The organism is Nocardioides marmoriginsengisoli, assembly GCF_003725695.1.
Lineage (GTDB): Bacteria > Actinomycetota > Actinomycetes > Propionibacteriales > Nocardioidaceae > Marmoricola > Marmoricola marmoriginsengisoli.
Genome location: NZ_RJSE01000001.1, coordinates 18,347 through 43,746, shown reverse-complemented (window position 1 = coordinate 43,746; position 25,400 = coordinate 18,347). Strand labels below are relative to the sequence as shown.

Annotated in this window: 27 protein-coding genes; 11 read left to right on the top strand and 16 right to left on the bottom strand. The window is 69.8% G+C overall.

All coding sequences use genetic code 11. The features are described from left to right. Nucleotides 1-21 precede the first annotated feature (21 nt). The 3 genes from EFK50_RS00225 to cysN all read left to right on the top strand — a co-directional run bounded on the left by EFK50_RS00225 (nucleotide 22) and on the right by cysN (nucleotide 3,053). Nucleotides 22-687, top strand: a complete 666-nt coding sequence (locus EFK50_RS00225; protein ID WP_123225543.1) for a histidine phosphatase family protein — start codon at nucleotides 22-24, stop codon at nucleotides 685-687. 153 nt (nucleotides 688-840) lie between these two features. Continuing rightward, nucleotides 841-1,755 (top strand): sulfate adenylyltransferase subunit CysD, encoded by a 915-nt coding sequence (gene cysD, locus EFK50_RS00220; RefSeq protein ID WP_123225542.1) that lies wholly within the window; start codon nucleotides 841-843, stop codon nucleotides 1,753-1,755. Continuing rightward, nucleotides 1,755-3,053 (top strand): sulfate adenylyltransferase subunit CysN, encoded by a 1,299-nt coding sequence (gene cysN / locus EFK50_RS00215; protein WP_123225541.1) that lies wholly within the window; start codon nucleotides 1,755-1,757, stop codon nucleotides 3,051-3,053. The genes cysD and cysN overlap by 1 nt, the downstream gene beginning before the upstream one ends. Nucleotides 3,054-3,115: 62 nt before the next feature. Here cysN and manA read toward each other — a convergent pair whose 3' ends face one another. Genes manA through EFK50_RS00195 form a run of 4 tightly spaced genes read right to left on the bottom strand, consistent with a single transcriptional unit; the run spans nucleotide 3,116 to nucleotide 6,272 of the window. Continuing rightward, a complete protein-coding gene (gene manA, locus EFK50_RS00210; RefSeq protein ID WP_123225540.1) occupies nucleotides 3,116-4,306 on the bottom strand; it encodes a mannose-6-phosphate isomerase, class I in 1,191 nt (396 codons plus the stop codon). 56 nt (nucleotides 4,307-4,362) lie between these two features. After that, the gene (ygfZ, locus tag EFK50_RS00205) at nucleotides 4,363-5,301 is read right to left on the bottom strand and encodes a CAF17-like 4Fe-4S cluster assembly/insertion protein YgfZ (protein ID WP_123225539.1); all 939 of its coding nucleotides are present in this window, start codon (nucleotides 5,299-5,301) and stop codon (nucleotides 4,363-4,365) included. A gap of 54 nt (nucleotides 5,302-5,355) precedes the next feature. Beyond that, nucleotides 5,356-5,775: a Fur family transcriptional regulator gene (locus tag EFK50_RS00200; RefSeq protein WP_123225538.1), complete on the bottom strand. Its 420-nt coding sequence runs from the start codon at nucleotides 5,773-5,775 to the stop codon at nucleotides 5,356-5,358. Beyond that, nucleotides 5,772-6,272, bottom strand: a complete 501-nt coding sequence (locus tag EFK50_RS00195; protein ID WP_123225537.1) for a heme-binding beta-barrel domain-containing protein — start codon at nucleotides 6,270-6,272, stop codon at nucleotides 5,772-5,774. Before EFK50_RS00195 ends, EFK50_RS00200 begins: the two co-directional genes overlap by 4 nt. Nucleotides 6,273-6,411: 139 nt before the next feature. Between EFK50_RS00195 and EFK50_RS00190 the strand changes: the two genes are divergently transcribed. Continuing rightward, nucleotides 6,412-6,771, top strand: a complete 360-nt coding sequence (locus EFK50_RS00190; RefSeq protein WP_123225536.1) for a DsrE family protein — start codon at nucleotides 6,412-6,414, stop codon at nucleotides 6,769-6,771. 7 nt (nucleotides 6,772-6,778) lie between these two features. Here the strand turns inward: EFK50_RS00190 and EFK50_RS00185 are convergent, their stop codons facing one another. Both EFK50_RS00185 and EFK50_RS00180 read right to left on the bottom strand, forming a co-directional pair. Continuing rightward, entirely contained in the window at nucleotides 6,779-7,750 is a 972-nt protein-coding gene (locus EFK50_RS00185; protein ID WP_123225535.1) for a DUF1707 SHOCT-like domain-containing protein, read from the bottom strand. Between the two features lie 27 nt (nucleotides 7,751-7,777). After that, entirely contained in the window at nucleotides 7,778-8,599 is an 822-nt protein-coding gene (locus EFK50_RS00180) for a beta-keto acid cleavage family enzyme (protein WP_123225534.1), read from the bottom strand. A gap of 225 nt (nucleotides 8,600-8,824) precedes the next feature. Between EFK50_RS00180 and EFK50_RS00175 the strand changes: the two genes are divergently transcribed. Together EFK50_RS00175 and EFK50_RS00170 are read left to right on the top strand one after the other, a co-directional pair. Beyond that, the gene (locus tag EFK50_RS00175; RefSeq protein WP_148046003.1) at nucleotides 8,825-10,192 is read left to right on the top strand and encodes a tyrosine-protein kinase domain-containing protein; all 1,368 of its coding nucleotides are present in this window, start codon (nucleotides 8,825-8,827) and stop codon (nucleotides 10,190-10,192) included. Nucleotides 10,193-10,205: 13 nt separating this feature from the next. After that, complete coding sequence (locus EFK50_RS00170) at nucleotides 10,206-11,552, top strand: O-antigen ligase family protein (protein ID WP_123225532.1); 1,347 nt, start codon at nucleotides 10,206-10,208, stop codon at nucleotides 11,550-11,552. Here EFK50_RS00170 and EFK50_RS00165 read toward each other — a convergent pair. After that, nucleotides 11,521-12,402 (bottom strand): NADase-type glycan-binding domain-containing protein, encoded by an 882-nt coding sequence (locus EFK50_RS00165; RefSeq protein ID WP_123225531.1) that lies wholly within the window; start codon nucleotides 12,400-12,402, stop codon nucleotides 11,521-11,523. The two genes, EFK50_RS00170 and EFK50_RS00165, sit on opposite strands and share 32 nt — an antisense overlap. 163 nt (nucleotides 12,403-12,565) lie before the next feature. Here EFK50_RS00165 and EFK50_RS00160 point away from each other — a divergent pair, with 163 nt between their 5' ends. Continuing rightward, entirely contained in the window at nucleotides 12,566-13,477 is a 912-nt protein-coding gene (locus EFK50_RS00160; RefSeq protein WP_148046002.1) for a class I SAM-dependent methyltransferase, read from the top strand. 168 nt (nucleotides 13,478-13,645) lie between these two features. Here EFK50_RS00160 and EFK50_RS00155 read toward each other — a convergent pair whose 3' ends face one another. From EFK50_RS00155 to EFK50_RS00135, 5 genes are all read right to left on the bottom strand, one after another. Continuing rightward, nucleotides 13,646-13,942: a DUF1416 domain-containing protein gene (locus EFK50_RS00155; protein WP_123225529.1), complete on the bottom strand. Its 297-nt coding sequence runs from the start codon at nucleotides 13,940-13,942 to the stop codon at nucleotides 13,646-13,648. Beyond that, nucleotides 13,942-14,790, bottom strand: a complete 849-nt coding sequence (locus tag EFK50_RS00150) for a sulfurtransferase (protein ID WP_123225528.1) — start codon at nucleotides 14,788-14,790, stop codon at nucleotides 13,942-13,944. Before EFK50_RS00150 ends, EFK50_RS00155 begins: the two co-directional genes overlap by 1 nt. Beyond that, complete coding sequence (locus tag EFK50_RS00145; RefSeq protein WP_123225527.1) at nucleotides 14,787-15,278, bottom strand: DUF4395 domain-containing protein; 492 nt, start codon at nucleotides 15,276-15,278, stop codon at nucleotides 14,787-14,789. Before EFK50_RS00145 ends, EFK50_RS00150 begins: the two co-directional genes overlap by 4 nt. Nucleotides 15,279-15,577: 299 nt before the next feature. Then, on the bottom strand, nucleotides 15,578-16,762 hold the full coding sequence (locus EFK50_RS00140) for a glycosyltransferase family 4 protein (protein WP_123225526.1): 1,185 nt from the start codon (nucleotides 16,760-16,762) through the stop codon (nucleotides 15,578-15,580). Further along, a complete protein-coding gene (locus tag EFK50_RS00135) occupies nucleotides 16,762-17,739 on the bottom strand; it encodes an NAD-dependent epimerase/dehydratase family protein (protein ID WP_123225525.1) in 978 nt (325 codons plus the stop codon). Before EFK50_RS00135 ends, EFK50_RS00140 begins: the two co-directional genes overlap by 1 nt. Nucleotides 17,740-17,935: 196 nt before the next feature. Here EFK50_RS00135 and gmd point away from each other — a divergent pair, with 196 nt between their 5' ends. The 3 genes from gmd (at nucleotide 17,936) to EFK50_RS00120 (ending at nucleotide 20,640) form a co-directional block, all read left to right on the top strand. Then, entirely contained in the window at nucleotides 17,936-18,910 is a 975-nt protein-coding gene (gene gmd / locus EFK50_RS00130; RefSeq protein WP_183407622.1) for a GDP-mannose 4,6-dehydratase, read from the top strand. Nucleotides 18,911-18,944: 34 nt separating this feature from the next. Beyond that, nucleotides 18,945-19,754 (top strand): SGNH/GDSL hydrolase family protein, encoded by an 810-nt coding sequence (locus EFK50_RS21960; RefSeq protein WP_183407621.1) that lies wholly within the window; start codon nucleotides 18,945-18,947, stop codon nucleotides 19,752-19,754. A 79-nt stretch (nucleotides 19,755-19,833) separates the two neighbouring features. Then, nucleotides 19,834-20,640 carry an SGNH/GDSL hydrolase family protein gene (locus EFK50_RS00120; protein ID WP_123225523.1) on the top strand — a complete coding sequence of 269 codons (807 nt, stop codon included), beginning with the start codon at nucleotides 19,834-19,836 and terminating at the stop codon, nucleotides 20,638-20,640. A 384-nt stretch (nucleotides 20,641-21,024) separates the two neighbouring features. On the opposite strand, the gene EFK50_RS00115 is transcribed toward EFK50_RS00120, so the two are convergent. Both EFK50_RS00115 and EFK50_RS00110 read right to left on the bottom strand, forming a co-directional pair. Beyond that, nucleotides 21,025-22,002, bottom strand: coding sequence for a class I SAM-dependent methyltransferase (locus EFK50_RS00115; protein WP_183407620.1), 978 nt, complete (start codon nucleotides 22,000-22,002; stop codon nucleotides 21,025-21,027). Nucleotides 22,003-22,157: 155 nt separating this feature from the next. Next, nucleotides 22,158-22,862: an FkbM family methyltransferase gene (locus EFK50_RS00110; RefSeq protein ID WP_183407619.1), complete on the bottom strand. Its 705-nt coding sequence runs from the start codon at nucleotides 22,860-22,862 to the stop codon at nucleotides 22,158-22,160. Nucleotides 22,863-22,960: 98 nt separating this feature from the next. On the opposite strand from EFK50_RS00110, the gene EFK50_RS00105 reads away from it, so the two are divergent. Next, nucleotides 22,961-24,358, top strand: coding sequence for a lipopolysaccharide biosynthesis protein (locus EFK50_RS00105; protein WP_183407618.1), 1,398 nt, complete (start codon nucleotides 22,961-22,963; stop codon nucleotides 24,356-24,358). Here EFK50_RS00105 and EFK50_RS00100 read toward each other — a convergent pair. Together EFK50_RS00100 and EFK50_RS00095 are read right to left on the bottom strand one after the other, a co-directional pair. After that, nucleotides 24,348-25,100 carry an SDR family NAD(P)-dependent oxidoreductase gene (locus EFK50_RS00100; protein ID WP_123225520.1) on the bottom strand — a complete coding sequence of 251 codons (753 nt, stop codon included), beginning with the start codon at nucleotides 25,098-25,100 and terminating at the stop codon, nucleotides 24,348-24,350. The genes EFK50_RS00105 and EFK50_RS00100 overlap by 11 nt on opposite strands. After that, nucleotides 25,097-25,333, bottom strand: a complete 237-nt coding sequence (locus tag EFK50_RS00095) for a phosphopantetheine-binding protein (RefSeq protein ID WP_123225519.1) — start codon at nucleotides 25,331-25,333, stop codon at nucleotides 25,097-25,099. Before EFK50_RS00095 ends, EFK50_RS00100 begins: the two co-directional genes overlap by 4 nt. Between the last annotated feature and the right edge of the window lie 67 nt (nucleotides 25,334-25,400).

Sequence of the window (25,400 nt, the reverse complement as noted above, 5' to 3'; positions counted from 1 at the left end):
CACGGTCCGTAGCATTCCGGTATGCGGCTTCTCCTCCTTCGCCACGGCCAGACGCACGGGAACACCTCGGGGGCGCTGGACACCGCGATCCCCGGCCTGGAGCTCACCGACCTCGGCCGGCGCCAGGCCGAGGCGGCCGCCTTCGCGCTGGCCCCCGAACCGATCGACGCGATCTTCATCTCCCCCACCCACCGGACCCGGCAGACGGCGGCGACGCTGGCAGCCGCGCTGAACACGACGCCGGTGGTCCTGGACGGACTGCGCGAGATCGCCGCCGGCGACTACGAGATGGCCACCGACCACGACTCGATCCTCGGTTACATCGGCACCGTCGCCGACTGGATCGAAGGCCGTCTGGACAGCCGGGTGTCCGGCGCCGAGACCGGGCACGAGTTCCTGGAGCGGTACGACGCGGAGATCGCCGAGATCGCCGGACGCGGGCACGACGTCGCCCTGGTGATCTCGCACGGCGCGGCGATCCGGACCTGGGTCGCGTCCCGGGTCCACGGGTCGAACGTGCACGCGATGGCGGCCGAGGGCCTCGCCAACACGGCCTGCATCGTGCTGGACGGCGACCCGGAGTCGGGCTGGACGATCGTGTCCTGGTCCTCGGAGCCGATCGGCGGCGAGTACCTCGACGACACCCGGGCTCCGGACCCGACCGGGCACGCCACCGACGAGGCCTGACCGCGCCCGCGCGGGTCGGCGCGGGTCGCGTCGAGCAAAACTAGAACACGTTCCACTACCATGAGACGATGTCCGGCCCGCTGGCGGATGTCGATACGATGGCCGCTGCCCCCAGAGGGTTGCCCACCACGGGCAGAATCACGAGAGGCCCCCATGAACCAGACCCATGCCGACTACCGGCTGAGCCAGCTCGACCAGCTCGAAGCGGAGTCGATCCACATCTTCCGCGAGGTCGCGGCCGAGTTCGAGAAGCCGGTCCTGATGTTCTCCGGCGGCAAGGACTCCATCGTGATGCTGCGGCTGGCGGAGAAGGCCTTCTACCCGGCGAAGATCCCGTTCCCGGTGCTGCAGGTCGACACCGGCTACGACTTCCCCGAGGTGCTCGCCACCCGGGACAACTGGGTCAACCGCCTCGGCCTCAGGCTGATCGTCGCCAGCGTCGAGGAGGCGCTGAAGAACGGGGTGGTCGTCGACGACGGCAAGACCTCGCGCAACCGGCACCAGATCGGCACCCTGCTCAACGCCATCGAGGAGGAGGGCTTCACCGCCGCCTTCGGTGGTGGCCGTCGCGACGAGGAGAAGGCACGCGCCAAGGAGCGGGTCTACAGCCACCGCGACGAGTTCGGCCAGTGGGACCCGAAGAACCAGCGCCCCGAGCTCTGGAGCCTCTACAACGGCCGGCTGCACGCGGGCGAGCACATGCGGATCTTCCCGATCAGCAACTGGACCGAGCTCGACGTCTGGCACTACATCGGCCGCGAGGGCATCGAGATCCCCTCCATCTACTTCTCCCACCAGCGCAGCGTCTTCGAGCGCGACGGGATGCTGCTCACCGAGAGCGAGTTCAACCCGTGCAAGCCGGGCGAGGAGGCCTCGGAGCGGACCGTACGGTTCCGTACCGTCGGCGACCTGACCCTGACCGGCTGCGTGGAGAGCACCGCCTCGACGATCGACGAGATCATCGACGAGATCGCCGTGGCCCGGCTGACCGAGCGCGGCGCCACCCGTGGCGACGACCGGTTCTCCGAGGCAGCCATGGAAGACCGCAAGAAGGAGGGGTACTTCTGATGGGTGCCGACAACGCGCTGGAGACCGCCCAGAACGTCGGGCGCAACATGGACCTGCTCCGCTTCGCCACCGCCGGCTCGGTCGACGACGGCAAGTCGACCCTGATCGGCCGGCTGCTGCTCGACTCCAAGTCGATCTTCGAGGACCAGCTCGAGGCGGTCGAGGCGACCAGCGAGGCCAAGGGCTACGACTACACCGACCTGGCGCTGCTCACCGACGGCCTGCGCTCCGAGCGCGAGCAGGGCATCACCATCGACGTGGCCTACCGCTACTTCGCGACGCCCAGCCGCAAGTTCATCATCGCCGACACCCCCGGGCACGTGCAGTACACCCGGAACATGGTCACCGGCGCCTCCACCGCCGACCTCGGCCTGGTGCTCGTCGACGCCCGCCAGGGCCTGACCGAGCAGTCCCGCCGGCACGCGGTGATCCTCTCGCTGCTCCGGGTCCCGCACCTGGTGCTCGCGGTGAACAAGATGGACCTCGTCGACTTCTCCCAGGAGATCTTCGACCAGATCCAGGCCGAGTTCACCCAGTTCGCGACCAAGCTGAACATCCCCGACCTCGCCGTCATCCCGATCTCGGCGCTGCAGGGCGACAACGTGGTCAACCGCTCCGAGAGCATGGACTGGTACCAGGGCCCGACCCTGATGCACCACCTCGAGAACGTGCACGTGGCCTCCGACCGCGACCTGGTCGACGCCCGCTTCCCGGTGCAGTACGTCGTACGGCCGAAGTCCGACGAGTTCCACGACTACCGCGGGTACGGCGGCATGGTGGCCTCCGGTGTCCTCAAGCCCGGCGACGAGGTCGTCGTGCTCCCGTCGGGGATGACGTCGAAGATCGCCGGCATCGACCTGTTCGACCAGGAGATCACCGAGGCGTTCCCGCCGATGTCGGTCACGGTCCGTCTCGCCGACGACGTCGACGTCTCCCGCGGCGACATGATCGCCCGGGTGAACAACGCGCCGAAGCCGAGCCAGGACATCGACGCGATGGTCTGCTGGATGACCACCGAGCCGCTCCGCAAGGGCCAGAAGCTCGCGATCAAGCACACCACCCGCACGGGTCGCGCGCTGGTCAAGGACATCCAGTACCGCCTGGACATCAACACCCTGCACCGCGACCAGGAGACCAAGGAGCTCGGCGTCAACGAGATCGGCCGGGTCCAGCTGCGCACGACGGTGCCGCTGCTCTGCGACCCGTACTCGAAGAACCGGACCACCGGCTCCTTCATCCTGATCGACGAGGCGACCGGCGTGACCGTCGGCGCCGGCATGATCAACAGCGCTTCCTAGGACCACGGCGCACGAGCCGGGTTCGTCAGCCTCGCGGCTGGCGGGCCCGGCTCGGCTGCTTCTCAGACCACGTCGACCAGACGCGAGCGCAGCGCCCGGTTCGGCGGCACGTACGCCTGCGCGACCTCGCCGAGGCCGTGCACCGTGGCGGAGCGGTCGTCCGGCGCGAGGTAGAGCGACTCCCCCCGTGCCAAGGTGATCTTCTCGCCGTTCTCGGTGGTGACGACGACCTCGCCGCCGGTGCAGATCAGCACGCTGCCGTCGCTGCGGACCAGCTCGACGCCCTCGGGCGCGGCCGCCGAGATCTGGGTGACGGCCAGCGCGAACCCGCCGCCGGCCGGCGAGAACACCTCGGTGTCGTAGTCCAGGAAGTCGGGGGTGACCCGGGAGACCCGCGCCATCCCGCTCTCCAGGCACTCGACCAACCCGGCGGTGTCGATGTGCTTGGTGGTGAGACCGGCACGCAGCACGTTGTCCGAGCTCGCCATCACCTCCAGGCAGAGACCCTTCAGGTGCGCATGGATCACCCCGGTCTCCAGGTACGCCGCCTCGCCGGGCTGCAGCGTCATCCGGTTGAGCATCAGCGAGATGACCACGCCGATGTCGTCGGGGAAGTACTCCGCGATCTCGACCGCCGTCTGGTAGGCGCGCTTGATGTCCATGCTCAGCCCGCTGAGGGTGCGGCAGGCCTCGACGATCCGGTGCACCTCGGACTTGTCGACGCCATCGGCCAGCAGCCGCTCGATGAGCTGCACGATGGTCCCGAAGCCGGGATCGGCACGGAGCTCCTCGGAGAGGCTCTGGGTCAGCGGGGTGTCCAGCGGTCCGAGCACGCGGAGGATCTCGGCGCTGGGTCGGAACCCGATCAGCGAGTCGAAGGTCGTCAGCGCGTAGACCATCTCGGGCTTGTGGTTCGGGTCCTTGTAGACGCGGTGCGGAGCGTCCAGCGGGACGCCGCCCTCCTCCTCGCGCGCGAAGCCGCGCTCGGCGAGCGACCGGGCCGGGTGCACCTGCAGCGACAGCGGTCGGTCGGCGGCGAGCAGCTTGACCATGAACGGCAGGTCGCCGGCGACCTCGGCCAGCGGTCGCTCCGCGCCGTCGTCCTCGACCACGACCGACGGCGACAGCGGGTGCGTCCCGATCCAGACCTCCGCGATCGGCTGCTCGTCGCCCGCCTGGTCCCCGAGAAATTGCGGAATCGCGTCCCGGGATCCCCAGTCGTAGTGCTTCACGCCATTTCGGAGCCGGTGCATCCGTCAAGCCTAGATGAGCGTCCCCTTCCAGTCTGTCGAGTCGCCCTTCTGGTCCGTCAGGAGAAGCGGGGGCGCACGTGCAGGCCGACCTCGGGGTCGACGACGACCTCCTGGGCGGCGGCGATGCCGTCGGCGTCCAGGGTGGCGTCGAGCGGGACGTTGCGCTTGACCAGGCCGAGCGCGATCGGGCCGAGCTCGTGGTGGCGGGCCGAGGAGCCGACGAAGCCGATCTCGCGGCCGCCGTGCACCAGCGGTGTGCCGGGAGCGGGCAGCCGGTTGTCCGAGCCGTCCAGGTGCAGCAGCGTCAACCGGCGCGGCGGCCGGCCGAGGGTGTGCACCCGGGCGACCGTCTCCTGGCCCCGGTAGCAGCCCTTGTCCAGGTGGACGGCGCTCGGGATCCAGCCGACCTCGTTCGGGATCGTCCGGTGGTCGGTGTCCAGGCCGAGGCGCGGCTCACCGCGCGCGATCCGCAGCGCTTCGTGCGCCCACATCCCGGCAGCCGGTCCGGCCGCGTCGGCGTACGCCGTGAGCTCGGCACGCGGGACCAGGTCGAACTTGCCGCCGGAGACGGGCCGCCAGGCCACCGCGACCTGGTCGCTGACGTCGGCGACCTCGACCTGCATCATGAAGCGCATCCGGTCCAGCCAGCCGGCCAGTTCGGGCGCCGTACCGGGCTCGACGTGCGCCGTGAACACCTCGCCGTCGTCGACGCCGTACAGCGCGTGCTCGACGTGGCCCTGCGGGGAGAGGATCAGCGCGATCGTGGGCTCGCCGGGGGCGAGGTCGGTCAGGTGCTGGGTGGTCAGCGAGTGCAGCCACTCGAGCCGGTCCGGTCCGCTGATCCGAACCACGCCGCGGTGCGAGAGGTCGACGAACCCGTCGCCCGCCTCCAGCGCCAGCTGCTCGCCGTGGAACGAGCCGTAGTGCGCGGCGACCGGGGCATCGAGGCCGTTGCCGGCAACGGCTCCGGGCAGGGTCAGGAGAGGGCTGCTCATACTCACTCCAACAGTCTCCCCCAGCCGGTCATTCCACCGGCGGTCAGGCGGTGGTCACGTCGCCGCGGCGGCGCAGTCGGCGCAGCGGCCGAAGACCGAGAGATGCCCGTAGTCGGGCTCGAAGCCGTGCTCGGCGGCGAGGGCGCCGAGGGCTCCTTCCATCGCGGCACGGCCCACGCTGATCGTGGTGCCGCAGCCGCGGCAGACCAGGTGCGAGTGCTCGTGCCCGGCGGCCGAGTGGTACGTCGGCGCCCGGTCGGTCAGGTGCGCGTGCCGGATCAGGCCGAGCTCGTCGAGCAGCTCCAGCGTCCGGTAGACCGTGGAGAGGTTGATCGCGTCCGAGTGCGTGCGGACCTCCGCGTACACCTCGTCCGGGGTCGCGTGGCCGAGCGACTCGACCGCTGCCAGCACCAGCTCGCGCTGGGGAGTCAGCCGGTGGCCGCTCTCCCGGAGCCGGGTCTGCCAGTCGGTCATTGGCGGACCAGCTGGGCGTGCGTGTGCGGCTGCAACTCCTTGCCCATCGCCGCCATATCGAAGGCGTAGAGCAGGTCGCCGTTGACGTAGCCGTAGAGCCGCTTGCCGCCGGTGTACTCCTTGGCGGACCCGGTCCGGGCCACCGCGTCGGTGACGATCTCGAACCGCGGAGCCTCAGGGTCGAGCTCGCCGTGCCAGATCTCCACGAAACCGGTGTTGTGCGTCATCACGACCTCGAGGGTGCCGTCCTCCTGGGGACGGATGAACCCGGTCTCCTGGGCGGCCTCGCGGACGTGGTTGCCCTCGGCGTCGACGATCCAGGACCTGCTCATGAAGTGGATGAACGGCCGGCCGTCCTGCTGGAACAGGATCTCCTGGCCGAACTCGAAGTCGTCGATGCCGTCGTACTCGCCGTGGCCGTTGCCGGCCCAGGTGCCCAGGATCCAGGCGAGGCGGGCGCACTGCGGGTGGATGTTCTCGGGGATCTCGAACGGCATGACTACTCCTCGACTCCGGCGTCGGTGAGCTCGAGCACCCGGCGGGAGCCGAGGATCGCCCACACCCCGACGCCGAGCAGGACTGCCGCCATCACGACCACCAAGAACGCTTCCACGTCGGCAAGACTACTGTCTCCCTATGCGCAGTCTGGTGATCAAGTGCACTGCCGGGACCGACGAGGCCGAGCGCTGCAGCCAGGCGTTCACGGTCGCCACCGCGGCGATCGCCTCGGGAGCCGAGGTCTCCCTGTGGCTGACCGGTGAAGCCGCCTGGCTGGCGGTCCCCGGTCGCGCCGAGGAGTTCGAGCTCCCGCTCGCCGGCTCGCTGGCCGAGGCCCGCGACCTGGTGCTCGAGTCAGGCTCCCTGATCGTCTGCGCCCAGTGCGCCGCGCGCCGCGAGCTGACCGAGGCCGACCTGGTCCCGGGTGCGCGGATCGCCGGTGCCGCGACCTTCGCCGAAGCGGTGCTGACCGACGGCGTCCAGGCGCTCGTCTACTGAGCGACGACTAGCTGCTGAACGGGTACGCCCGGTCGACCTTCCCGTCCAGCTCGGTCGCCAGGTAGCCGGACTCGCGGAACTCGTTGGAGACGTAGATGTTCACGTTCGGGGCCTGGTCGAAGTCCGGTCGGTAGCTCAGGCTCACGTAGGTCGTGGTGTAGTCCTCGACGTTGAGCGTCCGACGGGCCTTCGCGATGTTCTTCATCAAGGCCGGGACGTCGAGCTTGCGGGTGTCGATCACCGCCGACCCCGGGAAGTTCGCCGACACCCCGCCGAAGTCGCTGAAGGTGCCGTCGCGATACACCCACCCGGTGTTGCGGGCCTTGCCCGGAACGGGGACCTTCACGATCACGTAGTCGTCGTACATCGTGAGGTCCACCACCTTGGTCGTGGAGAACTTCGCCCGGTACGTCGCCAGGAAGCCCCGGATGCCCTCGGCGCTCAGCTCGTAGTCGGCTCCCGGCTCGTCCGGTTCCTCGGCGTCCGGCTCCTCGGAGTCGGGCTCGTCGATCGGCTCCTCGGGCGTCTCCGCCTCCGGGGACGCGGTGAACGGCAGCGTCGTGGACAGGCCGTCGCTGCTGCCGGAGTCCGATCCGGTCTCCGACGCCGACCCGCTGAACACGACCAGCGCGGCCGCGGCGGCACCGACCAGGGCGATCACGAGGACGCCGATCAGCAGCGGCAGGGTGCGACGCACACCGCCGGCAGCCGCCGTCGCGGCGGTCGAGACCGTCGGCGTCGCCCAGCCCTGCTCCGGCGGGGCGGCGGAGACCGGCGTACCGGGTTGGAGGACCGCCTCGAGCTGGTCGAGGTCGCGGGTGATCAGGCCCAGCTCCGCCATGCTCTGCGCCGAGGCCACGTTGGTCAGCCGGATGTCGCCGTCGGCCCTGGTGATCCGGCCGGAATCCACGGCGCGCTTGATCTGGTCGCGTACCCGGCCGCGGTCGCCGTCGCGGGGTTGCCGCTGCGCATCGTCCATGGTGGCAGCGTAGAGACCGGACGGCGCTCAGGCGAGACCGAGCAGCGCCCGCGCCTCGTCGCCGGACATCGGCGAGCGTTGCGCGAGTCGGCCCAGCTCCACCGCGCGGGAGACCAGCTGCTCGTTGTGCTCGACCGGTACGCCGCGGGCGAGGGTCAGCACGTCCTCCATCCCGACCCGCAGGTGGCCGCCCTTGCTGAGGCTGGCGAGCGCGACCGGCAGCGTCGACCGCCCGATCCCGGTCGCGGACCAGCTGGTCGTCTCCGTCGGCAGCGCCGCCACCGCGGCCACCAGGGCATCCGCCGTACCGGGCATCCCGCCGGGTACGCCCATCACCAGGTCGACGTGCACCTTGCCCCCGTACGGCAACCCGTAGCGGGCGAGCAGGCGGCCCAGCGCGTCGACCTGGCCGAGGTCGAAGAGCTCGAACTCGGGGACCACGCCGCCCTCCTGGCTGAGCTGGTAGAGGTCGCAGACGAAGGGCCACGGGTTCAGGAACACGTCGTCACCGAAGTTGGTCGTGCCCATCGTCAGGCTGCACGAGTCCGGGGCCGCGTCCAGGACGGCTAGCCGCGCGTCCAGCGGGTCGTGCACCGAGCCTCCGGTGGAGAGCTGGACCACCAGCCCGGTGCCCTCGCGCAGCGCCGCGACCGTCTCGGCCAGCCGGGACGGCTCCAGCGTCGGCCGGTGCTCGTCGTCGCGGATGTGCACGTGGATCATCCCGGCACCGGCCGCCTCGCAGCGCTGCGCGGTCTCCACCAGCTCCGCGAGCGTCGTCGGCAACTGCGGGCAGTCGTCCTTGGTGGTCTCGGCTCCCGTCGGTGCCACCGTGATCAGCAGATCTCCCATCCGGGCAATCTATCCCGCCGATTTCCGAGGCGATCCGACCCTCCCGGACCGCGTGGATCCGGACTCGCCGAGCTCCACTTCGGCCATTTTGGGCGGACACGTCACGATTACCCGGCATGATCGTTTCTATTCGTGACCACTGGCGCACGCCTCGCAGGAGTGCGGCCCGGATCTGACTAGACTCCGGGGGTCGAGTGGTACCAGACCCGAGCCAGAAAGTTCAGCGTGGATTTCAAGGAACTGCTGCGTATGGCGCAGCGCCGTTGGCTGACGATCGTTGTTTTCTTCCTCCTCGGTCTGCTCGGCGGCGGCGCTCTGACCTACTTCCAGACCCCGCAGTACGAGTCCAAGGCGCGGGTCTTCATCGCGGCGCAGAACTCGACGGACGCGAACGACAGCCCGATCATCGCCAGCTACTTCGCCTCCCAGCGCGTCGAGTCCTACGCGCAGCTGGCCACCAGCCGTGAGCTGATGCAGCGGGTGATCGCCCGGCTGAACCTGAAGGAGACGCCGGCCCAGCTCGCCGACCAGATCGAGGCCAAGGTCTCGGAGCTGACGGTGATCATCGAGATCAAGGTGCACAACCCGGACGCCGCCCAGGCCCAGGCGATCGCCAAGGCCGAGTCCGAGGTCTTCACCGACTACATCGCCGAGCTGGAGACCTCGCCGGTCAAGGCCACGATCGTCGACCCCGCGTCGTACAGCAGCAACCAGGTCAGCCCGAAGCCGGTGCTCAACCTGGTCATCGCCGGCGTCCTCGGCCTGCTCATCGGCCTCGGCATGGCGCTCCTCCGCGACCTGCTCGACAACACCGTCTCCTCCGCGGCCGACGTGGAGAACACCATCGACGCGCCGGTGCTCTCCAGCGTCGCCTACGACAGCGACGTCCCGAAGCATCCGCTGCTCACCGAGGTCGGCAGCCACTCGACCCGCGTCGAGGCGTTCCGGCTGCTGCGCACCAACCTGCAGTTCCTGGATCTCGACACCCGGCCGCGCGCCATCGTCATCACCAGCGCGGTGCCGAGCGAGGGCAAGACCTCGACGGCCACCAACCTGGCGATCGCGCTCGCGCAGACCGGCCTCCGGGTGCTGCTCGTCGACGGCGACCTGCGTCGCCCGAAGGTTGCCAGCGTGCTCGGCCTGGAGCGCTCGGTCGGTCTGACCACGGTGCTGGTCGGCCGCAGCGAGCTGCAGGACAGCATCCAGAAGCACACCGACTCCGGCATCTACTTCCTGGCCAGCGGCCCGATCCCGCCGAACCCGACCGAGGTCCTGCAGTCGCGTGCGGCGCAGGAGCTCTTCGACCGGGTCTCGCAGATGTTCGACATGGTGATCATCGACGGCCCGCCGCTGCTCCCGGTCTCCGACGCCGCGATCATGGCCCGCGACGTGGACGGCGCGATCCTGGTCGTCCGGCACGGCAAGACGTCCAAGGAGCAGCTCAAGCAGGCGGCACTCCGCCTGGCCCAGGTCGACGCGAACCTGCTCGGTGTGATGGTGAACATGACGCCGAAGCGCGGCGGCAAGGGATCCGGCTACGGGTACGGGTACGGGTACGCCTACGGGTACGGGCCGGACAAGCCCAAGTCGTGACGCGGGCTCCGCGATGAACGCGCTGAAGAGCTCCGCAGCTTCCCTCGTCGGCGTCGTCGTCCTGCTGCTGCTGCTCGTCGTCGGGGTCAGCACCAACCAGCTGCTGTACAGCATCGCCGCGGTCGCGCTGGCGGTCGCGCTGGTCGTCCTGGTAGCGGTCGGCCCGGAGAAGATGGGCATCGGCCTGATGCTCATCGGCATGCTGATGGCGCCGATGAACGCGCTCGGCCTGGGCGGCAACGTCACCGTCTCCGACATCTTCTTCGTGCTCGGCTTCGGGCTGCTGATCCCGCGACTCCTCGTCGGCCGCCCCAAGCTGCCGCCGATGTACGTCGCCGGCGCCAGCATCCTCTTCGTCGGCGGCATGGTGACGAGCCTGATCAACCCCGGCACCGCGGGCAGCCTGGTCGGCCTCACCAAGGTCGTCGCCGCGATGATCGGCCTGGTCCTGGTGCTCAACGTCCTCCGGCCCACCGGCCGGCTGCTGGACGCGATGGCCTGGGCGTACGTCGGCGGCCAGATGATCAGCGCGGCGTACTCGGTGGTCCGCGGCGGTGCCGGCATGGCCCAGGGCCGCGCCGTCGGCCTCACCACGCAGCCGAACTTCTACGGTCTCGGCGGCCAGATGGCCTACGCGCTGCTGATCTTCCTCTTCTACCGGGTGGACCCGAAGCACCGCTGGATCGTCGTCGGAGCGATGGCTGTCGTCGGCTTCTCGGTGGTGAACTCGGGCAGCCGGGCCAGCCTGCTCTGCTGCGCGCTGATCACGGTCGCCTGGCCGATCGTCGAGCGCTCCGCGGCCGCCTGGTACGTGATCGTCTCCGGCGCGTTCGTCGCGGTGCTCACCGCCGACCGGCTGCTCAGCGCGCTCGGCCAGGACACGGTGCTCGACCGGCTCAAGGGCAACACCAGCGCCCAGTTCTCCGACCAGGCCCGCGAGAGCCTGCTGCAACAGGGCTTCGACACGTTCTGGAAGCATCCGATCGAAGGCATCGGCTGGGGCAAGGACACCATCCTGGCGTACCACAACGCCTATTTGGAGGTGGCCGTCGCCGGCGGCGTGCTCACCCTGGTCGGGTTCGTGCTGATCGTGGCGGCGCTGGTCAGACCGCTCTTCCGGCAGGGCACCCCGAACCGGCTCGCGTACGCCGGCCTCTCCTACGCCGCGTTCGGCATGATCGGCCCGACCCTCTACGACCGGATCGTCTGGGCGGTGCTCGCGCTGATCCTGATCACGTACCAGACCGCCGAGGAAGAGCTCGCCGCGGAGGAGAGCCCGCCCGAGGAACCGGACGAGCCGGCGCCACGACGCGCTCCGGTGACCGGGGCTAATCGGCTTCCGAGACCTCGACCTCGCTGATCGCGGTGGTGTTGCGCGGACCGCGCTTCGCCCCGAGCACCTCGACGGTGATCTCGCCGGTCTCGGTGCGCGGTACCCGGATCCGCTGCACGCTCCGGTCGTCCGGCGACGGGTCGAGCTTCTGCTCGACCACGACTCCGTCGGCCAGCGTCCACCGCACCCGGGTGATCCGGTTGTTCTCGGCGTACCGGTCGGCTCCGCTGCTCGCGTCGGTCTTGGCGTAGCCGGGGATCAGTCCGACCTCGGCGACCTCGGTGTCCGGCGGCAGCGTGAAAGTCAGGGTCTCGCCGATCGCGCGGCCGTCGCAGCGCCAGGCCGTGGCAGGGTCGCCGTCGACCGCGTTCGCCGCCGTGTAGCGGACCGGGTCGCCGGCCGAGTCGACGCCGGGATCGGCCGTGCAGGTGGCTTCGGCACCGAGGATCCCGACCGGTTCCACCTCGCCGTCCCAGGCCGGCTCGTCGGTGGACGACGGGGTCGCCTCGGTGCTCTCGGGAGCGGCGGGCTCCTCCGACTGCTGCGTGCCGGGGCGGCGACCGGGGGCGGGGCTGGTGCTCCGCGGCTCACTGACCCGGGGAATCGACGGCTCGTCGTCACCGGAGAGCGCCTGCACCACCGCGAACGCGCCGCCGATCACCGCGAGGACGACGACGGCTGCCAGCAGCGGTCGCCGCCAGGAGGCCCGCTCCGGGTCGGGTCCGCCCGCTTCCGGCTCCGTCGCCGCGGCGTCCGCGGCCGGCTCGACCGGGCTCTCGGCGTCCTCGGCGAGGGCGCGCAGGTACGCGTCGCGGTAGACCGCGGCGTACTCCTCGGGCACCTCCGGAGGAGAGCCGGAGTCATCGATGCCGGACATGACCGGTCAGCCTACCCAAGGCTGCCAGGGCGTACAGGCTGTTCACCGGAGCCCGGATTTCCGGATTCACGACCTGCGCGCCCCTCGCATGCGCCTACGATGAACCGCCCCGTCACCCCGGCTGCCCGCCACGGGCCGGGATCAGAAGACCTAGGAGTCCGGTTTGCCCTCCCCGACCACGGATTCACCCTCGATCCGATCGTGCCCGGCCTGCCTCTCCGACGACGTCGTGCTGTACCCGCCGTCGCGCAAGACCGGACGCCGGGTGCTGGGATGCCGCGTCTGCGGGCTGCGGGCCTGGGCCGAGCGGTCGACGTACTCGCACGACATGGAGGACCCGGCCGGCGCGCTGACCTTCGACTACGAGGGCTACGTCCAGGCCAAGCGCGAGGGCGCCATGGAGGACGCCTGGGACGACGCCCTGGCGATGCTCGCCGAGCTGCTCGCCGGCCGCCCGGACCTGAACCTCTTCGACGTCGGCGCCGGTGACGGCAAGTTCCTCGACCTGGCCCGGAAGAACGGGTTCGGCGTCGGCGGCAACGAGCTGCACGCGGGGGCGGTCGAGCTCGCCAAGTCGCGCTACGACGTCGACCTGCTGCTGGGCGAGCTGCCCGAGCTCGCGCTGGAAAACGCGTACGACGCCCTGACGATGTGGTGCGTCCTGGCCCACGTCGAGGACGTCGACTCACTCGTGGACGACTGCTTCAAGCTGCTCAAGCCCGGCGGGCTGATGTACCTGCAGACCCCCCGCTGGACCGTGGTCGACCGGATGGCGCTCGCCGCGCTGAAGGGCTCCAGCGGCCGCTTCACCCGGATCGTCGACCGCCGCGTCGCCGAGCACCACTGGCAGCTGCACACCACCCGCAGCATGGTGGCGCTGCTCGAGCGCCACGGGTTCCGCGACGTCAAGGCGATCCCGAAGGCCCGCTACAGCCTGAAGTCCTCGATGTACCTCAACTCGCTCGGCATGCCCGCCGGCATCGCCCGCCCGACCGGCTTCGCGATGGACACCGCGATCAAGCACGGCCCGGTCCCCCGGATCGTGCTGGACGTCTTCGCCCGCAAGCCGGAGTGAGCCGCTAGTCCGGTCCCGCCTCGCCGCGCTGCGCGTACACCGACCTGCGAAGGTGACTGGTGGGGCGCTGCGGCGTCCCACCGACCCCACCCGCGACATAGGCAGGTCCGGGTACGCAAAGGGCCCCGCCACCGGATCGGTGGCGGGGCCCTTGCGGTGAACCCGGAGCTAGAGCACGACCTCGACCTCGGCGACGACGCCCTTGGCGGCCGTCACGGCGTTGTCGACCGGGTCGGTCTGCGGGGCGAGCGTGCGCAGCGTCCAGTCGCCCGGGCCGGCGAAGAACCGGAAGTGCCCGGATGCCGAGGTCGGGACCTCGGCGGTGAACTCGCCGGACTTGTCCAGCAGGCGCACGTAGGCGTTGCCGACCGGGACGTCACCGCGGAGCACCTGGCCCTGGATGATCGCCTCCTTGGCGACGTCCACGCCGTCCAGGGAGAGTCCGCCCTTGACCGCGCCGCACATCAGGCGTCGCCCGGCTCGTCGCCGAGAGCGATCGGAACGCCGACGAGGGAGCCGTACTCGGTCCAGGAGCCGTCGTAGTTCTTGACGTTCTTCTTGCCCAGCAGCTCCTGGAGGACGAACCAGGTCAGCGACGAGCGCTCACCGATGCGGCACAGCGCGATGGTGTCCTTGGTCTCGTCGAAGCCCACCTCGGCGTACAGCGCCTCGAGGTCCGCGTCGGACTTGAAGGTGCCGTCGTCGTTGGCGTTCTTGCTCCACGGGACGTTGACGGACGTCGGGATGTGCCCCGCACGCTGGGACTGCTCCTGCGGCAGGTGCGCCGGGGCGAGCAGCCGGCCGGCGTACTCGTCGGGGCTGCGCACGTCCACCAGGTTCTGCACGCCGATGGCCGCGACGGCCTCGTCGCGGAACGCGCGGATCGAGAGGTCCTGGTCCTGGGCCACGTACGTCGTCGGGTCCAGCTTGACGACCTCGTCGCTCAGCTCGCGGGCGTCGAGCTCCCACTTCTTGCGACCGCCGTCGAGCAGCTTGACGTCGGCGTGGCCGTAGAGTGTGAAGTACCAGTACGCGTACGCCGCGAACCAGTTGTTGTTGCCGCCGTACAGCACGACGGTGCTGTCGTTGCTGACGCCCTTCTCGGAGAGCAGGGCCTCGAACTGCGCCTTGTTGACGAAGTCGCGACGGACCTGGTCCTGGAGGTCGGTGGTCCAGTCGAGCTTGATCGCGCCACGGATGTGGCTGCGGTCGTACGCCGAGGTGTCCTCGTCGACCTCGATCAGGACGACCTTCGGGTCATCGAGGTGCTCGGTGACCCAGTCGGCGTTGACGAGTGCTGATTCGCGGCTCATACGGCTACTTCTTCCTTGTTCGTTTCATTGGGTGTGGTGGTGTTCTTGGCGCGGGGAGCGAGCAGACGCCGTCCCAGCAGGTAGAGCTCGCAACCGAGGCAGAAGCCGAAGACGGCATTCAGCGTGGCGGCGACGAGCGCGAACCCGGCGAAGATCTGGCCGAGCAGAGTGGCACCGGTCGCGTAGCCCACCAGGGCGACGACCGAGAAGGCCAGGCCGACGGCCTGGGCGAAGCGGGGTGGTGCGGCGTCCTCGAGGTGATCCGGTGCGGCGAGCCGCGGACGGACCAGGTACTTGAAGACCTGGGCGGTCGGCGTGTGCTGGACCCCGAGTCCGGCGCCGATCGCGAAGAACGCGACCTGCACCGAGAGCAGCACGATGCCGACCACGGAAGGCGCCGTCACCAGGACCACGGCGAACAGCACCAGCGTCACGCCGGCGGTGAACCGCGGGCCGCGGGGATCGATCTGAACTGCGGGCTTGCTCATGGCTGCTCCCTTCGGAGGAGGTGTCGGGTCCTGGACGTTGCGGACGGGACGCTCAGCGGCGCCCGGGATCGGGCATGCGCGCCGGAGTTGGTCAGGCTCGGAGACGAACCGCACTGGCGGTCGCTCTCTTACGAGGCTGGGCGTCCCGTCAGGACATTCGACACAGCGACGAGCGCGTGCGGCAGTGATCCACTGCGCGGCGCTTGGTCAGCATGGTCGTGAACACGATCAGAAGCCTAGGCCGAACCTGGTCGCGGGCGGAAACGCCAATCTCAAAGAATGAGACTCGTGTCCACGGATTAAGACGAGACCGTCGTCAGGATCGTCTCGAACCGGTCGGCGCAGCCCTCCAGGGCGAACTCCCGCTCGGCCAGCGCCCGGGCCTGCTTCCCCAGCCGCGCCTGCTCCTCGCGGTCGGCGAGGACGCCGGCCACCCAGGTCGCCGCCGCCGGCAGCGAGTCCGCGTTCGGCGGCAGCACGCAGCCGTCGACGTCGCCGACCAGCTGGGACGCGAGGTTCTCGGCCGGCATGAACCCGACGATCGGGCGGCCCGCACACAGGTACGAGAGCGTCTTGGACGGCACCGAGAACGCCCCGGCGTCCTGCTCCAGCAGCACCACCAGCACGTCCCCCGACCCGAGCACCTCGGGGAGCCGCTCGTAGGGCTGGAACGGCAGCAGCATCAGCGGTACGTCGAGCCGCTCCGCCTCGGCGCGCAGCACGGCCTCGGCCGCGCCCTGGTTGACCACGACCAGCTGCACCGGCGTACCGGCGTCGCGAACCGCTGCAGCCAGGCCGACCAGCAGCTCCGGGTTGTGCTTGAGGCCGAGGGTGCCGGAGTACAGCAGCGTCCGGACCTCGTCGAGGCCCTGCTCGCCCGACCACGCGTTCAACCGGTCGACCGGGAAGATCTCGTCCAGCGGCGCCCAGTTCGGGATCACCGTGGTCTTCTCCGCGGTGCCCCACTCCTCGTGCACCGCCACGAACGAGTCGGCGATCACCACCACCGCGGCGGCCCGGCGCGACACCCAGCGCTCGGCGACGGTGAAGACGGTCGCGACCAGCCGGAAGCCGCGGCCCAGCTTCTCGCCGGCGAACGACTTGATCGCGACGGCGTACACGTCCTGGTGCCAGAGCACCCACGGCTTGCGCAGCAGCAGCATCCCGATCGCGAAGACCACCAGGGTGGGGATCTGGGCGTTCGACATCATCGCCACGTCGGCCCGGGTACGGCGCACCTGCCGGAGCAGCTGCCAGCCGAGAACCAGCTCGACCAGCAACCGCTTGACGAACTGGTCCTTCTCGATCGGCTCGGTCGGACCGACCGGCTCGATCAGCAGCCGCTCGCTGCCCTCGAAGTTGCCCTTGCCGGACACCCAGGCAGGGCAGTACGAGTGCGTGACGTCGTGGCCACGACGTGCCAACTCCCGACTCAGCTCGACCTGGAACGGGTGGCCGGCGAAGTCGTGGACGAGGACGCGCATCAGCTCAGCGAGCGCTTGACCTCGTCGTAGACCCAGGCGTAGGTCTTCGCGAGTCCGTCGGCCAGGGTGATCGACGGAGCCCAGTCGTAGATCTCCTTGATCAGGGTGTTGTCGGAGTTGCGGCCGCGGACGCCCTGCGGAGCGGTCAGGTCGTACTCCCGCTCGCACTTGATGCCGGCGATGCCCTCGACGATGTCGACGAGCTGGTTGATCGTGACCAGCTCGTCGCTGCCCAGGTTGACCGGCTCGTTGCTGTCGCCCTTGAGGATCATCTGGGATCCCTTGACGCAGTCGTCGATGTACATGAAGGAACGGGTCTGCTCGCCGTCGCCCCAGATGTCGATGGTGTGCTTGCCCGTGATCGCGGCGGTGGCGATCTTGCGGCAGACGGCCGCCGGGGCCTTCTCACGACCGCCGGTCCAGGTGCCGTTCGGGCCGTAGACGTTGTGGTAGCGCGCCATCCGGGTAGTCAGACCGAAGTCCTCCTCGAAGTGGCGGCACATCCGCTCGGTGAAGAGCTTCTCCCAGCCGTAGCCGTCCTCCGGCATCGCCGGGTAGGCGTCGGCCTCGACCAGCGCGGTCACGTTCGGGTCGGTCTGCTTGCCCGCGGCGTACACGCACGCGGAGGAGGAGAAGAAGAGCCGCTCGACGTTCTGGTCGCGGGCCGCCTCGAGCAGGTGCGTGCTGGTCAGCACGGTCAGCATGCAGAGGGCCTTGTTGTTCTCGATGAAGCCCATGCCGCCCATGTCGGCAGCGAGCAGGTAGACCTCGTTGGCCCCCGCGGTCGCCGCCTGCGCGTTGTCGAGCTTGGAGAGGTCGGCGACGACGTTCTCGACGCCCTCGTGCACCTGGTACCACTCCTCGACCGGCTTGACGTCGACCGAGCGGACGCTGAGCCCCTGGCTCAACAGATCGGCGACCAGATGGCCGCCGATGAATCCGCCGCCACCAGCAACCAGAACATCGACCTTGCTCACAGCGGATCCTCCTGAGATCACCGTTTTGGACTACGTCAGCCGGACAGGCTGCGAGGGCAGCTGCGGCACCGAGAACGCGTTCGCTTCGGCGTTCACTCTACTGAGCGGATTCCCCACCCGCAGCAGATTCGCCAGGGTAGCCATCCGTCGGCCTCGGCCGATCGGCAGCCCGGTCTCGGGCTAGAGTTCGCCAATCATGAAACGCGCATTCATCACCGGGATCACCGGCCAGGACGGTTCCTACCTCGCCGAATTGCTGCTCTCCAAGGGGTACGAGGTGCACGGCCTGGTACGCCGGTCGTCGTCGATGAACCGCGGCCGGATCGACCACCTGCACACCGACGAGGCGCTGCACCTGCACTACGGCGACCTCACCGACGGCGTCGGCCTGGTCAACCTGATCCGGGAGATCCAGCCGGACGAGGTCTACAACCTCGGCGCGCAGAGCCACGTCAAGGTCTCCTTCGCGATGCCCGACTACACCGCGTCGACGAACTCCATCGGCACGCTGAACCTGCTCGAGGCGATCCGCGCGGCCGGACTCGACTGCCGCTTCTACCAGGCGTCCACCTCGGAGATGTTCGGCTCGACGCCGCCGCCGCAGAACGAGGAGTCCAAGTTCCACCCGCGGTCGCCGTACGGGGCCTCGAAGCTGCAGGCGCACTGGGTCACCGTGAACTACCGCGAGGCCTACGGGCTGTTCGCGGTCTCCGGCATCCTGTTCAACCACGAGTCGCCCCGCCGCGGCGAGAACTTCGTGACCCGGAAGATCACCAAGGCCGTCGCGGCCATCGCGGCCGGCATCCAGGACCACGTCGAGCTCGGCAACCTGGACGCGGTCCGGGACTGGGGCTACGCGCCGGAGTACGTCGAGGGCATGTGGCGGATGCTGCAGGCCGACGAGCCCGGCGACTACGTCCTCGCCACCGGGGTCGGGCACACCGTGAAGGACTTCTGCGAGGCCGCGTTCGCGCACGCCGGGCTCGACTGGAACGACCACGTCAAGTACAACGACAGCTTCGAGCGGCCCTCCGAGGTCGACGCGCTGATCGGCGACTCCAGCCACGCGTTCGAGAAGTTGGGCTGGAAAGCCGGGACGACGGCGCTGGATCTCGCCAGACTGATGGTCGACGCGGACCGCCAGGACGTCGAGAGACTCCTCGACACCTGACGCACCCGCGGCCAGTCAGGGGGACAGAAGCCGAATGAACGCCCAGAAGGCACCGTTGCCGCACCCGCTCCGGGTGCTCGTGAAGGGCTCGTCGCTGGTCGTGATGACGCCGGACTGGAACGGCGCGCCCGGGGAGTACACCTTCCCGCGCTGGATCCAGAACGGGTTGCTCGACCGCGGCCGCCCCTGCGAGGTCGTCAACCGCGGCGTGGCCGGGGAGCCGACCCGGGACGCCTTCGACGCCTGGGAGTCGGAGGTGATGGCCGGCTGCCCGGACGCGGTCGTCTACGGCTACGCCTACTACGAGTGCATCCACGCGCTGCTGCCGCACTGGCTGGAGCGGCACGTGAACACCTACAACGGACGCACCGGACCGCTGCGGACGCGCTACCGCGGCTACCTGCTGCGCCCGCTCTGGAAGCTGCTGGCGCAGACCCAACGGATCCTGGACGGCCGGATCGCCGACCGCGGCTTCGGCCGACGTGCCCACCGGATCACCAGCGACTACGAGCTGCTGATCACCCGCACCCGCACCCTGGCGCCGGGCAGCCCGCAGGTCTTCGTGCTCGCCCTCTTCGGACCGGGCGGGAACGCCGGCAGCTGGTTCCCCGGGATGCAGGCCCGGATCGACACGATGAACCGGGCGCTCGAGGCGATGGTGGCGCGGATCGACGACCCGGGCGTCCGGCTGGTCCCGGTCCAGCTCCTCGCCGAGCAGCTCGAGGACGGTGCCGACCCGGTCCCCGACGGCCTGCACTACTCCCCGCCGATGCGCCGGCTCATCGGCGACTGGATCGCCGCGGAGATCGACGCGGCGCTCCCCGCAGCCGACGGATTCGCCTGACCGCCGTCCCCGGGATCACCTAACCTTGGGCACAACGCGCTGACCGCGCCCGTACGCCGATTCCTGGAGTGACCACCTGATGGCCGAGGCCCAACCGCTGCCGATCCGCGTCCTGGTCAAGGGGGCCTCGCTGACGCACGACATCTCCGCCCGTCCCCAGCAGCGCGAGGACTTCATCTTCAGCCGGGTCATTGAGGAGTCGCTGCTCGGCTCCGGGCACGGCGCGAACGTCTGGACCTCCGCGGTCGCCAGCCAGCCGACCAGCCACATCTTCCGGACCTGGGAAGCGGAGATCAAGGCCTGGTCCCCGGACGTCGTCGTCCTCAACGCCGGTTACTACGAGCCGGTGCACCTGTTCCTGCCCCGCTGGCTCGAGCGGCACGCCAACTCGCTGAAGGCGCGGCCCGGGCCGATCCGCAGCCGCTACCGCCAGCACCTGCTCCGCCCGGTCTGGAAGACCCTGGCCCGGGTGCAGCAGCAGCTCGACAAGCGCATCGGCGGACGGTTCTTCGGGCGCACGGTACGACGCGCCGGTGCCGACCTGCACGCCTACATCGACCGCACCCGCGAGGTCGGCAAGCCCCTCGTGATGGTGTTCGAGTTCCTGCGCCCGGGCGCTCGCGGCCGGGACTGGTTCCCGGGCATGGAGGCCCGCGTCGAGATGATGAACGTGATGCTCCGCAAGCTCGTCGCCGACTACGACGACCCGGACGTCATGCTGGTCCGGATCCCCGACATCATCGACCGCCACCTGCCGCCGGGCACCGAGCCAAACAACGACGGGTTCCACTACAACCCCGACGTGCACCGCTTCATCGGCGAGGAGATCGCCGAGGAGATCCGCACCTGGGCCAAGCAGTACCCGAGGCTGGCCCCGCGCGACTGAACCACCTCGGCGCGCACGTCACCGCGTCTCGACGAGCTCGACGTCCGGGGCGACGTCCCTGGCGGTCAGGACTGCGCGCACGTCACCGCGTCTCGACAGGCTCGACGTCCGGGGCGGCGACGTCCGGGGGCAGAGGCCCCGCGACAAGCACGGTCCGTTAGGGGCTTTCCAGTATCCCTACAGAGGGGCCGGGCAAGGCGGGGGTGGGACGCGGAGGGCCCGGAGCGGCCAGCATCAAGCGCAGCGCGGCGCTGCAAGCAGGTGTCGGGCACCGCGCAGAAGTCGCAGCGACGCGGTAAGCCGATGGCGCGAGGAGCCCTCCGCGGCACGCTCCCGCAAACCCAGCCACGGAGCGCCGCAGGCAAACCGCCCGAAGGGCGAAAACTAAGAAACCCGCTGCAACCAAAGCGAAGAAGGCGGGTTCACGTCCTTCGCCAGCTCGGTGTAGTCGGGGAAGCGGTCGATCAGGAACTGCTCGTCGAAGTGCCGCACCATCGGCGTGGAGAGCTGGATCTCGAAGGCGTTGTTGAACGCCAGGAAGGTCTGCACCACCATCGCCTCGTTCCAGTACACCGGCGGGCGCTCACCGAAGATCCAGGTGTCGGCGGGGAAGGGGCCGTTGAAGGGGAAGTGCACGTCGTGGATGTGCACGAAGACCCCGGGCTTGATCCGCGGCAGCACCTCGAGGAACAGGTACGCGACGTCGCTGTCGATCTTCAGCGCGTGCGAGGAGTCGATGAACAGCACGTCGCCGCTCTCCAGCTCCTCGAAGCGCTCCACCGGGATGTCCTGGACGAAGCCCTCGATCAGCTCGAACCCGTCGATGGTGCGGAGGGCGTCGTACGGGTAGGGCTCGATGCAGGTGATCGAGAGCGGCGAGCCGTCCTCGGCGTTCTTCCCGGCCGCCAGGCTCGCGTAGTACGTCGAGAGCCCGGAGCCGACCTCCAGGTAGCGGGCGGGCTTGTGCTCGCGCAGCTTGTAGTAGAGCGTTCGCGCGTCGAAGGCGGGGTAGCCCGGGCCGAAGCCCTTCGCGGAGTTGGCGGCGTGGTCGGGCGCGACCTGCTGGAACTCGGTCTCCCAGCGGTCCGCCAGGGCGCCGAGGTTCTTCTCCAACGCGGCGAACTCGATGTCCAGCCCGGCGAGGTTGCTCGGCTTGTCCCAGCGCGCCCGGGTGGCCTTGATCTCGGAGAGCACCGGCAGCGTCGAGTAGTAGTCCTTCTTCGCGACCACGTTCTGACCGAACAGGCCGAAGAACCAGTGCGTGAAGCGGATCCGGGTACGGCGGAAGCCGAACGCGAAGCGGTCGAGGAAGTCGACCAGCCCCGCCGGCGCGACCCGCGCCACGCGTTGCTTGAGCGTCATCGGGGCAGCAGAGGACACGGACATAGGTAGAACACTCCCTCGCACCCCCGTGCATGATTCCCGAAAAGTAGGGCACTCCCCCGTGCCCCACGGGACGAAACGATACCGGATCGATCGGGCCCTTCACCACGAATGGCGCGAAAGTCCCCGGGCGCTCAGAGCCGGAAGAAGACGCCGTCCGCCTGCAGCATCTGACCGGTGCCGGCGGCCCAGCCCTGCTCGACGCCGACCATGCTGAAGCCGGCGTCGTACGCCAGCGAGATCGCCTCGTTCACCAGCATCCCGCCCTCGTAGAGCGAGATGAAGGAGAGCTCGAGCTGCAGGCCGCGGCAGCGCTCCAAGGTCTTCGCCGCGCCGGCCAGCACCTCGCGCTCGAACCCCTGGGCGTCGATCTTCAGGAAGATCCGGCTCTCCGGCCTCGCGAACTCGTCGATCACGTCGTCGAGGCGCTCGACCCGCACCGTCTGCGACCCGATGATGCCGACGCTCGGCTCGGCGTCGGTGTGCGCGGACCCCATCGGCAGCAGCGAGCTGCTGTCGCTGTTCGAGGCGATGTTGATCTGCGCTTCACCGGCCGCGCTGCCGAGCGCGGCCTGGCGGGTGCTCCAGCGGGCGTCCGACCCGGTGACGGCGCTGAGCTCGGCGTAGGCGGTGTCCAGCGGCTCGAACGAGACGATGTCGCCGGCATACCCGAACTTGCGGAGCTGGGACCCGTACCCGCCGACCGCCGCACCGACGTCGATCACCAGGTCGACCTCGTGCGCCGCCAGCATCCGCGCGCGGCGGACAGCCGGGTGCCGGCGCACCTCGTAGCCGCGGCGGTACATGAACTCGAGCGCCTTCATGGTCAGGGACGACAATGCTCCGGACTCCTTCTGGCGCTGCGGATGGCGAAGTCGACAGTCTGGCATGTTGGTTTCCGCCTCGGAGCGGGAACCAACGAACGTATGCTTCCCGGGTGCGTGAGCCCGACACAGAGACCCCGGCACCGGAGGACGCGGCCACGGCTGCCGGTGAATCCTCCGAGACCGACGAGGTCACCTCCGAACGCCCCGCACAGCTCGGCGACACCGTCACCTGGATCGCGATCGTCGCCGCCGGCATCTTCGCCCAGCTGCTGGTCACGATCAACGGCGTCCTGGCGGCCCGGATGCTCGGGGTCGAGGGACGCGGCCAGGTCGTGCTGGTGGTGGCGCTCTCCACGATGGCCTCCCAGCTCACCCTGGGCGGCGGCCTGCCGAACGCGCTGACCAAGCTGCTCGCCGAGCGCGGTGTCACCACCCGCGACGGCGTCGGCCACCTGGTGCCGCAATGGCTGCTGATCTCGCTGGTCCCGTCCACGATCGCCGCCGGCTACCTGCTCTACCTGGAGCGCGACAGCAGCGGCGGCACCAAGTACGCGCTGGCGATCGCGCTGGCCGTGATGGCGATCCAGACGATGGGCCTGCGGGTCCTGATCGGCGCGATGCTCGGCGAGGGCACGCCGCTGCTCTCCTTCACGATCACCAACTTCGCCCCGCAGGCCGCGGTCACCGCGGCCCTCGGCCTCGCCTTCGCGTTCGGGGCCCGGCTCAACGCCGTCGAGCTGCTCGCGGTGATGATCGGCAGCGCGCTGCTGACCTCGGCCGCCCGGCTCTTCGCGCTGCGCAAGCCGACCCGCAACCCGAAGGACCGGATCGAGGGCAAGGAGGTCTGGGCGCTCACCCGGCAGAACCACGTCGGCAGCGTCGGCCCGATCGACGGGCTCTCGATCGACCGCACCCTGGTCGGCTCGCTGCTCGGCAACGCCCAGCTCGGTCTCTACTCGGCGGCCTTCGCGCTGGCCGGGCTGACCAACATCATCGGCGGCTGCCTGTCGATGGTGGTGCTCCCCCGGGTCGCCGTGGTGCAGTCGGACCCCGAGGCCGAGCGCGTCGCCGTACGACGCTGGCTGAGCGTCTCCGCCGGGTTGATCCTGGCCTGCGTCGTCACCCTCGCGGTCCTCGCCGAGCCGGTCCTGAGGATCGCCTTCGGCCGGGACTACTTCGGCGACCACTTCACCGCCACCGTGCACTGCGCCTACTGGCTGATCGCCGCCGGCGGGCTGCTCAGCTTCCGGCGGGTGCTGATCGCGGTCCTGCAGGCCCGCGGCCGCGGCGGCTGGGCCTCCTGGATCGAGATCGCGCTGACCCCGTTCGTCGTGCTCGGCGTCTGGATCGCGTCCATCGACGACAGCCTGCTCGACGTCGGCATCACCATGTTCGCCGTCGGCGCCATCGGCTGCCTGATGCTGGGCACGGCGGCGCACCGGTCGCGCCCGACCGGTGACGGCCCGGAGGCAGGTGCGCTGCCGCCGGAGCTGCCGATTACGACGTGAGGCCGCCGTCGACCACGATCACCTGGCCGGTGAGGTAGCCGCCCTTCGGGTCGGTCAGGAACTGGCAGACCCGGGCGATGTCCTCGGGGTCGCCCAGCCGGCCGGCCGGCGTCCGGCGGACGATCTGCTGGAGCTGGTCGGCGTCCAGGCCGTGGCTCATCTCGGTCTTGAGGTAGCCGGGCGCGATGCCGTTGACCACGATCCCGCGCGAGCCCAGCTCCCGGGAGAGCGCCCGAGTCAGGCCGTCCAGCGCCGCCTTGGTGGCGCTGTACGTCGCGAGCCCGCGGTAGCCGGAGAGCCCGACGATCGAGGAGATGTTCACGATGTGGCCGCTGCGGCGGGCGAGCATCCGCCGGCTCACCGCGCGGGAGACGTAGAGGGTGCCCTTGATGTTCAGGTCCACGACGGTGTCGATGTCGTCGTCGGAGAACATGCTGTGGATGCCGTCACGGGCGACACCCGCGTTGTTGATCAGGACGTCGACGCGGCCCCACTTGGCGATGACCGCCTTGACGAACGCGTCCGCGTCCTCGGCCTTGGCCAGGTCGGCGGAACCCCACAGGAAGCGGTCGGCGGTGGCCGGGTCGGCCATCCACGCCTCGACCTCGGGCGTGATCGAGCGGGCGCAGGTAGCGACCAGGTCACCCGAGTCCAGGTAGGACCGGACGATCCCGGCACCCAGACCCCGGCTACCGCCGGTGACGATGACGACGCGACCGCCGTCCGCGGGCTGAGCGCTCATGCGGCGTAGAAGGACAGGATGTCGCCGACGGTCTGCGGCAGCTCGTCGCCCTGGAACGGGTCGGTGCCGTGGTCGTCCTCGAGGATCGCGGAGAGCTCGGCGGTCTCCAGCGAGTCCAGGCCGATCCCGTCGGCGTACAGCGGGAGATCGGGCGTCAGGGCCTCCGGCAGCTTCTCGACGCGGGTCAGGAACTCCCGGATCGTCTGCTCGACATCGGCGGGTGCGGTGCTCATGGCGCGGATCCAGTTCTGTGAAAGGTGGTCGCTGGACGACGGTCGTGGGAACGACGTGACCCTAGCC

What these genes read in the sequence shown, in the direction of transcription:
- EFK50_RS00225 (WP_123225543.1), top strand. Translation starts at nt 22, where the DNA reads ATGCGGCTTCTCCTCCTTCGCCACGGCCAGACGCACGGGAACACCTCG.
- cysD (WP_123225542.1), top strand. Translation starts at nt 841, where the DNA reads ATGAACCAGACCCATGCCGACTACCGGCTGAGCCAGCTCGACCAGCTC.
- cysN (WP_123225541.1), top strand. Translation starts at nt 1,755, where the DNA reads ATGGGTGCCGACAACGCGCTGGAGACCGCCCAGAACGTCGGGCGCAAC.
- manA (WP_123225540.1), bottom strand. Translation starts at nt 4,306, where the DNA reads ATGCACCGGCTCCGAAATGGCGTGAAGCACTACGACTGGGGATCCCGG.
- ygfZ (WP_123225539.1), bottom strand. Translation starts at nt 5,301, where the DNA reads ATGAGCAGCCCTCTCCTGACCCTGCCCGGAGCCGTTGCCGGCAACGGC.
- EFK50_RS00200 (WP_123225538.1), bottom strand. Translation starts at nt 5,775, where the DNA reads ATGACCGACTGGCAGACCCGGCTCCGGGAGAGCGGCCACCGGCTGACT.
- EFK50_RS00195 (WP_123225537.1), bottom strand. Translation starts at nt 6,272, where the DNA reads ATGCCGTTCGAGATCCCCGAGAACATCCACCCGCAGTGCGCCCGCCTC.
- EFK50_RS00190 (WP_123225536.1), top strand. Translation starts at nt 6,412, where the DNA reads ATGCGCAGTCTGGTGATCAAGTGCACTGCCGGGACCGACGAGGCCGAG.
- EFK50_RS00185 (WP_123225535.1), bottom strand. Translation starts at nt 7,750, where the DNA reads ATGGACGATGCGCAGCGGCAACCCCGCGACGGCGACCGCGGCCGGGTA.
- EFK50_RS00180 (WP_123225534.1), bottom strand. Translation starts at nt 8,599, where the DNA reads ATGGGAGATCTGCTGATCACGGTGGCACCGACGGGAGCCGAGACCACC.
- EFK50_RS00170 (WP_123225532.1), top strand. Translation starts at nt 10,206, where the DNA reads ATGAACGCGCTGAAGAGCTCCGCAGCTTCCCTCGTCGGCGTCGTCGTC.
- EFK50_RS00165 (WP_123225531.1), bottom strand. Translation starts at nt 12,402, where the DNA reads ATGTCCGGCATCGATGACTCCGGCTCTCCTCCGGAGGTGCCCGAGGAG.
- EFK50_RS00155 (WP_123225529.1), bottom strand. Translation starts at nt 13,942, where the DNA reads ATGTGCGGCGCGGTCAAGGGCGGACTCTCCCTGGACGGCGTGGACGTC.
- EFK50_RS00150 (WP_123225528.1), bottom strand. Translation starts at nt 14,790, where the DNA reads ATGAGCCGCGAATCAGCACTCGTCAACGCCGACTGGGTCACCGAGCAC.
- EFK50_RS00145 (WP_123225527.1), bottom strand. Translation starts at nt 15,278, where the DNA reads ATGAGCAAGCCCGCAGTTCAGATCGATCCCCGCGGCCCGCGGTTCACC.
- EFK50_RS00140 (WP_123225526.1), bottom strand. Translation starts at nt 16,762, where the DNA reads ATGCGCGTCCTCGTCCACGACTTCGCCGGCCACCCGTTCCAGGTCGAG.
- gmd (WP_183407622.1), top strand. Translation starts at nt 17,936, where the DNA reads ATGAAACGCGCATTCATCACCGGGATCACCGGCCAGGACGGTTCCTAC.
- EFK50_RS21960 (WP_183407621.1), top strand. Translation starts at nt 18,945, where the DNA reads ATGAACGCCCAGAAGGCACCGTTGCCGCACCCGCTCCGGGTGCTCGTG.
- EFK50_RS00120 (WP_123225523.1), top strand. Translation starts at nt 19,834, where the DNA reads ATGGCCGAGGCCCAACCGCTGCCGATCCGCGTCCTGGTCAAGGGGGCC.
- EFK50_RS00115 (WP_183407620.1), bottom strand. Translation starts at nt 22,002, where the DNA reads ATGACGCTCAAGCAACGCGTGGCGCGGGTCGCGCCGGCGGGGCTGGTC.
- EFK50_RS00100 (WP_123225520.1), bottom strand. Translation starts at nt 25,100, where the DNA reads ATGAGCGCTCAGCCCGCGGACGGCGGTCGCGTCGTCATCGTCACCGGC.
- EFK50_RS00095 (WP_123225519.1), bottom strand. Translation starts at nt 25,333, where the DNA reads ATGAGCACCGCACCCGCCGATGTCGAGCAGACGATCCGGGAGTTCCTG.